6 protein-coding genes and 1 pseudogene are annotated in these 6,780 nt (G+C 61.5%); all 7 read left to right on the top strand.

From position 1 onward, the window contains the following. Positions 1-307 (top strand): annotated as a pseudogene (locus BT108_RS12070) (integrase core domain-containing protein); the annotation flags it as partial. A gap of 532 nt (positions 308-839) precedes the next feature. Next, entirely contained in the window at positions 840-1,199 is a 360-nt protein-coding gene (locus BT108_RS12065; RefSeq protein ID WP_072294818.1) for a type II toxin-antitoxin system RelE/ParE family toxin, read from the top strand. After that, positions 1,196-1,531 carry a helix-turn-helix domain-containing protein gene (locus BT108_RS12060; RefSeq protein ID WP_218184866.1) on the top strand — a complete coding sequence of 112 codons (336 nt, stop codon included), beginning with the start codon at positions 1,196-1,198 and terminating at the stop codon, positions 1,529-1,531. Before BT108_RS12065 ends, BT108_RS12060 begins: the two co-directional genes overlap by 4 nt. Positions 1,532-2,107: 576 nt before the next feature. Next, positions 2,108-2,329, top strand: a complete 222-nt coding sequence (locus BT108_RS12055; protein WP_072294817.1) for a hypothetical protein — start codon at positions 2,108-2,110, stop codon at positions 2,327-2,329. A gap of 592 nt (positions 2,330-2,921) precedes the next feature. Next, positions 2,922-3,839 carry a family 2A encapsulin nanocompartment shell protein gene (locus tag BT108_RS12050; RefSeq protein ID WP_072294816.1) on the top strand — a complete coding sequence of 306 codons (918 nt, stop codon included), beginning with the start codon at positions 2,922-2,924 and terminating at the stop codon, positions 3,837-3,839. Beyond that, the gene (locus BT108_RS12045; RefSeq protein ID WP_177257315.1) at positions 3,826-5,679 is read left to right on the top strand and encodes a family 2A encapsulin nanocompartment cargo protein cysteine desulfurase; all 1,854 of its coding nucleotides are present in this window, start codon (positions 3,826-3,828) and stop codon (positions 5,677-5,679) included. The genes BT108_RS12050 and BT108_RS12045 overlap by 14 nt, the downstream gene beginning before the upstream one ends. Positions 5,680-5,801: 122 nt before the next feature. Next, positions 5,802-6,749 carry a CysB family HTH-type transcriptional regulator gene (locus BT108_RS12040; protein WP_072294815.1) on the top strand — a complete coding sequence of 316 codons (948 nt, stop codon included), beginning with the start codon at positions 5,802-5,804 and terminating at the stop codon, positions 6,747-6,749. The last annotated feature ends 31 nt before the right edge of the window (positions 6,750-6,780 follow it).

Raw genomic sequence — 6,780 nt, 5'->3', positions numbered from 1 at the left:
CCATGAGTTCGATCAACTGTGCCAGGAGCTGGGCATAGAGCACCGGCTGACCAAGCCCAGAACACCGAGAACCAACGGTATGGTGGAGCGGTTCAATGGGCGTATTGCAGACGTCCTGAAGACCCACAGGTTCAACAGCCGCGAGGACATGGAGCAAACCTTGTTGCGCTATGTGGCGCTGTACAACCACCAATTGCCGCAATCAGCGCTCAAGAGCAGTACGCCCATGCAGGCCATGAAACAGTGGTATCAGTCGCACCCGCATCTGTTTAACAAGCGACCATATGATCGTCCGGGATGCGACACCTACCATCCTTGTGTATACAGGCTCAAAGCCTCGGATACTCCACGGTATTGGCGAATAGGGCGGGGAGCCAATCTACATCACAAGCTCAGACCTTAAAAAACCTGTCTTCAGGATGGGACGGCTTCCCCAGTGAAGCATCATCTTACTTGCATCACAAACAAAATCTGAATATCTCTGATCATACAAGGATGGGTGGAGCGCAGCGCAACCCATCATCTCCCACAGAACGCTGCGATGGGTTGCATTTCATTCCATCCATCCACCTGGCTGCACATATTGTTTGACGCAGGCTTTCTTGGTGCAGGCATACTTGAGCCACAGCATCCCCCGCCAAGGGAGCGCCGCAACGCCAGAGGAGGAACCGGAATCCCGGTTTGCGGAGATCAAGCGCCTGTGCCAGAACGCTTGCAAAGGCTGTACAGGGGGATCTCTGAATGGAGAAAATGAACAGGTAGCCGCCCAAGCTTCTTATTCAAGACTTGAATAAATATATCAGATTTGGTATATTTTAAAGTGAGGGGAGCGGGCAGGCATGGGATATGAGAAACCGCTGCATTGGGTGGGTTCTGCAAAGAAGGATTATCAGGCTTTTCCCGCAGAGGTGCAGGATGACATGGACTATGCGCTGGGTTTGGCCCAGCTTGGCGGCAAACACCCCCATGCCAAGCCATGGAAGGGTGAAGGTCCCGGCATATTCGAGGTTGTTGAAGACCATCGGGGTGATACCTATCGCGCCGTCTATACCGTGCGGTTTGCCGGGGTGGTGTACGTCCTACATGCATTCCAGAAGAAATCGAAGTCTGGAATCAAGACACCGCAGGACGATGTGAAGCTGATCGCCGAGCGGCTGAAACGCGCCCGGCAGGATCATGAAAGCGGAGGAACACTATGAGCTCAATTGACGATCTCGCCATTACACGGGGCACGGGCAACGTGTTTGAGGATCTCGGCATGCCGGATGCCGCCGAGCGCCAGACCAAGACGCATCTGGCTTTTGCCATCAATGGAGTGCTGAAGGCTCGCAAGCTGAAGCAGCGGGAAGTGGCGGCGCTTCTGGGCATCCCTCAACCCAAAGTATCCGCCCTGAAGAATTACCGGCTGGATCAGTTCTCGGTCGAGCGTCTGATGGAATTTCTGACGGCGCTTGATCACGATGTCGAAATCATGATTCGTCCGCGTACCCAGGCAGGAGCGGGGCATATCGCTGTGCTGGCTGTGCAATAAGAAGCTTTCTTTCCACCGGCCAATTGTTGATAGGAGCCTACGGGAAAATCTACCTGACTCCCCGCCCGCCACAAGCTGATCCGCCCTGCCTTCAGGCGTACGGCAATATCCGCGCAGGAGAGATTACAGTAGGGGCAGGATGGGTAGAGCGCAGCACAACCCATCATCTCCCGCAGAACGCCGCGGTGGGTTGCATTTCATTCCACCCACCCTACCACCACCCGCCGCATCCGTAGCATCCGTAGGATGGGTGGAGCGCAGCGTAACCCATCAAAACCTGTGGAAAGTCCCCGTAGCAACCCATCATCGGAATGAACCATCTTGACCCATCGGTTCCATGAATTCGGTGGGTTGCGCTCCGCTTCACCCACCCTACAATTTCACTTCACTCCCCGAAAGCATCCGTAGGATGGGTGGAGCAACGCGCAACCCATCAAAACCTGTGGAAAGCCCCCGTAGCAACCCATCATCGGAATGAACCATCTTGACCCATCGGTTCCATGAATTCGGTGGGTTGCGCTCCGCTTCACCCACCCTACAATTTCACTTCACTCCCCGAAAGTAGGGGTAGGATGGATGGAGCGCAGCGTAACCCATCATCTCCCGCAGAACGCTGCGATGGGTTGCATTTCATTCCAGCTATCCTACCTGGCTGACCATATCGCCCCGGATGATCCCCGCCGTGCCATGGCGATCCTGGGTAACCATGCCATTCTCTTCCACGTGAGCGGCGACATCGTGCGGATCGGGCGTGTGCTCTACGGTGCCCGGAATTTACCGGGAATCCTTGAAGCCTGAGTCAACAGGCGGTTCAAGAACCGGCTGCAATCACGAATCGATCCTCGTCATCAGACCAGACGAGTCTCATGCCGCGCCTTTTCAAGCGTCAAAGCCTTCGGCTGCGGCAATGAGAGCAAGCGCAGGCCGGTTTCCGGTCTGCCTCGGCGGTCATGCGGTCATGGAATGCCAGGGGCAGCCCCCGCCCTTATCCCAAAAATGGATTAGCAAATGAATTGTTATTGGTTCACCGGCAAGGCGTGGCCGGGGATAATGCTCCCTGTAAATCTCTTTCTCCATGGGTGTCATTTCCCGCGCCGACCGCTGGTTGGCGCTTTTTTTTTGTGGGATTTTCCACCCAGCCGCCCATGCACCTCCGCCCTATCCAAGGGAAGAAACCTGTCCCTGGATGACGCAGATGTTCACGAGAGGGGAAACATGCCGCGGAATCCTGGTTTTCCGGTTGAATTTGGCGCATGATTGCCAAAAAAGTCATGATCTGGCAAATTCTATATCACAATATATTATTAGATAATTATCTATCGTTATATATAATCGGTTCATCGACTTCCTCTTCACGCACGACCCCTCTCACTTCATCCAGGAGACTCGCATGGCCGACATCCACCAAGGACACACTGCACTGGGAGACGTGGCGGCACGCACGCTCGCCAATGCCACCAAGACCGTACCCCAGCTGCGCCTGATCACGCCGCGCTGGCTCGTCCACCTGCTGCACTGGGTACCGGTCGAGGCGGGCATCTACCGCGTCAACAAGGTCAAGGATCCCGACAAGATCGAAGTGGACTGCTCCAACAAGGATGAGCGCGAACTGCCCAACACCTTCGTCGACTACGAGGAATGGGGACGCGAGTACGTGCTGAGCGCGGTCAACACCGTGGTGGACGTCCACACCCGGGTGTCCGACCTGTACAGCAGCCCCCACAACCAGATCCACGAGCAGATCCGCCTGACCGTGGAAATCGTCAAGGAACGGCAGGAACGGGAATTGCTGAACAACAAGGAGTATGGCCTGCTCAACAACGTCAGCGACTTCATGCGGGTCAAGGCGCGCACCGGCGCACCCACCCCGGATGATCTGGACGAGCTGATCGCCCGCGTATGGAAGGAGCCCGGCTTTTTCCTCGCGCACCCGCTCGCCATCGCCGCGTTCGGGCGCGAATGCACGCGGCGCGGCGTTCCGCCCCCGACCGTGTCCCTGTTCGGCTCCCAGTTCCTGACCTGGCGGGGGATCCCGCTCATTCCCTGCGACAAGATCGACGTGGTCAAGAACAAGACTTCCATCCTGCTGCTGCGCACCGGGGAGCGCCGCCAGGGCGTCGTCGGCCTGTACCAGCCCGGCCTGGCGGGCGAGCAGGGCATGGGACTCTCGGTGCGCTTCATGGGCATCAATCACCAGGCCATCGCTTCCTACCTGATTTCCCTGTACTGCTCGCTGGCGGTGCTGACCGAAGATGCTCTCGGCATACTCGACAACGTCGACGTGGGCAAGTACCATGAGTACAAGTGATGAGGCACGCCCAGGCGGATCCGTCGACGCCGCCCCCGGCTACCTGCCCGATGTCGGCGAACTTACCCGCATGGTGAACGCGGCGTATGGCGCTCCGCCGAATACGGAGTCCGCGTACGGGGACATTTCCGGCATCTCCCCGGTGGAGCGCGCGCGCTCCGCGGAGGCGCGGCCCGAGGAATTCCGCCGCGCATCGTTCCTCCCGGGCGGCATCACGGACGCATCCCATCCGGAATCCGCCCATTCCGGCCTTCCCTACCGGGCTCCTCCGTCCGCGGCCGACGCGGGATACCCGGGCGCAGCGGCATCCGCCCGCCCGGAAGTCCGCGGGCCGCACACGCCGCCAGCCTTCAGGATTCCGGTACTCGGCATGGATATTCCCTACGCCGATACCTTCGCCGCGTTCTCGCTGCCCTCGTCCCGGGAGCTGGACAATTTCACGGCCTTCCCGGCGCAGGGCGGCGCGGCAGGCCTGAATGCCGTGCCTTTCGCGGGGCCGGGCGTCCCGTCCCCCGGCCTGGTCGAGCGGTCCTCGTTCTACTTTCTCGACGAGGCGGCCGCATTCGGCGGCGGCGCGCGGGTGGACGACAGGCTGCCGATCGCATCGGCGCACCCTGCTTTCGACATCCATGCAGTGCGGCGCGACTTCCCCATCCTCGAGGAGCAGGTGAACGGCCGCCCGCTGATCTGGCTGGACAACGCCGCCACCACCCAGAAGCCGCAGCCCGTCATCGACCGCCTCGCCTATTTCTACCAGCACGAGAACTCCAACATCCACCGCGCCGCGCACGAACTGGCGGCACGCGCCACCGATGCCTACGAAGCCGCCCGTGAGACCGTACGCCGCTTCATCAATGCGCCCTCGGCGGACGAGATCATCTTCCTGCGGGGCACGACGGAAGCGATCAACCTCGTCGCGCAGAGCTGGGGACGGCAGAACGTCCGCGAAGGAGACGAGATCGTCATCACCTGGCTGGAGCACCACGCCAACATCGTGCCGTGGCAGCAGCTGTGCAGCGAAACTGGGGCGAAGCTGCGCGTGGCGCCGGTGGACGACGACGGCCAGATCCTGCTCGACGAATACCAGAAGCTGCTGGGCGCGCGCACCAGGCTGGTGTCGTTCTCCCAGGTGTCGAACGCGCTGGGCACCATCACGCCGGCCCGCCAGATGATCGAAATGGCCCGCCGCGTCGGCGCCCGCGTGCTCGTGGACGGCGCCCAGTCCGTCTCCCACATGCGGGTGGACGTGCAGCAGCTCGACTGCGACTGGTTCGTGTTCTCGGGCCACAAGGTATTCGGCCCCACGGGCATCGGCGCGCTGTTCGGCCGGGCCGAGCTGCTCAACGCCTCGCCGCCGTGGCAGGGCGGCGGCAACATGATCCAGGATGTCACCTTCGAGAAGACGGTATACCATGGCGCGCCCGCGCGCTTCGAGGCGGGCACCGGCAACATCGCCGATGCGGTGGGGCTGGGCGCTGCGCTCGAGTACGTGGAGCGTCTCGGTCTCGACAACATCAGCCGCTACGAGCACGACCTGCTGGCCTACGCCACCCGCGGGCTCAACGGCATTCCCGGCCTGCGCCTGATCGGCACCGCACCCGACAAGGCGGGCGTGCTGTCGTTCGTGCTGAAGGGCTACACCACCGCGGAAGTCGGCGACGCGCTGAACCGGGAAGGCATCGCGGTACGCACCGGACATCATTGCGCACAGCCCATTCTGCGGCGCTTCGGCCAGGAAAATACCGTCCGCCCCTCCTTGGCGTTGTACAATACCCATGCGGACGTGGATGCCCTGGTCGCGACGCTGCACCGCCTGCAGAGCGGACGCTACAACTACTGATCCCGGGATCCTCCTCCACCACGACACCCGGGCCGCCTGCCCGCATCCCCGGGATGCGGGCAGGCGGCCTCCATTCCGAAGCCCGAGGCAACCGAACAGGCGGTACGCACCAGCACGACGACATGAATTTCCAGCAGCTGCGCATCATCCACGAAACGGTACGCCAGAACTACAACCTGACCGAGGCGGCAAATGCCCTGTTCACCTCGCAATCGGGGGTCAGCAAGCACATCAAGGACCTGGAGGACGAACTCGGCGTCGAGCTGTTCGTGCGCAAGGGCAAGCGGCTGCTGGGGCTGACCGACCCCGGCAAGGAGCTGATGGAGATCGTGGAGCGCATCCTGCTCGACGCCAAGAACGTCAAGCGCCTGGCGGAACACTTCAGCAGCAGGGACCAGGGCCGGCTCACCATCGCGACCACCCACACGCAGGCGCGCTATGCGCTGCCCTCCGTGGTGACGCGCTTCAAGAAGGCGTTCCCGAGCGTCCACCTGATCCTGCATCAATCCAATCCGGCCGAGATCGTCTCCATGCTGCTCGACGGCACGGCCGACATCGGGGTGGCCACGGAAGCGCTGGAGGACGTCGAGGAACTGGTCTCGTTTCCCTACTACACCTGGCACCATGGCGTCATCGTCCCGCCGGAACACGCGCTGGAATCGCGGCATCCGCTCACGCTGGAGGCCATCGCCGAATTTCCCGTCATCACCTACCACGAGGGCTACACCGGCCGGGCCGGGATCGACGAGGTCTTCGCGCAGGCAGGCATCGTGCCTGAGATCGCCATGTCCGCGCTCGACGCCGATGTCATCAAAACCTACGTCGAACTCGGGCTGGGCGTGGGCATCGTCGCTTCGATGGCGTTCGACCCCGCCCGCGACACCCGGCTGCGCATGCTCGACGGCTCCGCCCTGTTCCGTTCCAACACCACCAACATCTCCATCCGGCGCGGTCACTATCTGCGCAACTACGCCTATCGCTTCATCGAGCTGTGCCTGCCTTCGCTCACCGAGGCGGTGGTGCGCTCGGGGGTGCAGCCCGGGACGGAGACGGCCCCGCTCGGCGTATAGCCATCCCGCGCGAATTCTCTCGCTTGCGCGC

The organism is Nitrosovibrio sp. Nv17, assembly GCF_900119085.1.
In the GTDB taxonomy this organism is placed as follows: domain Bacteria; phylum Pseudomonadota; class Gammaproteobacteria; order Burkholderiales; family Nitrosomonadaceae; genus Nitrosospira.
The sequence above is the reverse complement of the archived record's forward strand: the minus strand, read 5'-3'. Positions and strand labels throughout refer to the sequence as shown.

Excerpts from the sequence above, each read along its gene's own strand:
- BT108_RS12065 (WP_072294818.1), top strand. The coding sequence starts at position 840 with ATGGGATATGAGAAACCGCTGCATTGGGTGGGTTCTGCAAAGAAGGAT.
- BT108_RS12050 (WP_072294816.1), top strand. The coding sequence starts at position 2,922 with ATGGCCGACATCCACCAAGGACACACTGCACTGGGAGACGTGGCGGCA.
- BT108_RS12040 (WP_072294815.1), top strand. The coding sequence starts at position 5,802 with ATGAATTTCCAGCAGCTGCGCATCATCCACGAAACGGTACGCCAGAAC.
- BT108_RS12045 (WP_177257315.1), top strand. The coding sequence starts at position 3,826 with ATGAGTACAAGTGATGAGGCACGCCCAGGCGGATCCGTCGACGCCGCC.
- BT108_RS12055 (WP_072294817.1), top strand. The coding sequence starts at position 2,108 with ATGGAGCGCAGCGTAACCCATCATCTCCCGCAGAACGCTGCGATGGGT.
- BT108_RS12060 (WP_218184866.1), top strand. The coding sequence starts at position 1,196 with ATGAGCTCAATTGACGATCTCGCCATTACACGGGGCACGGGCAACGTG.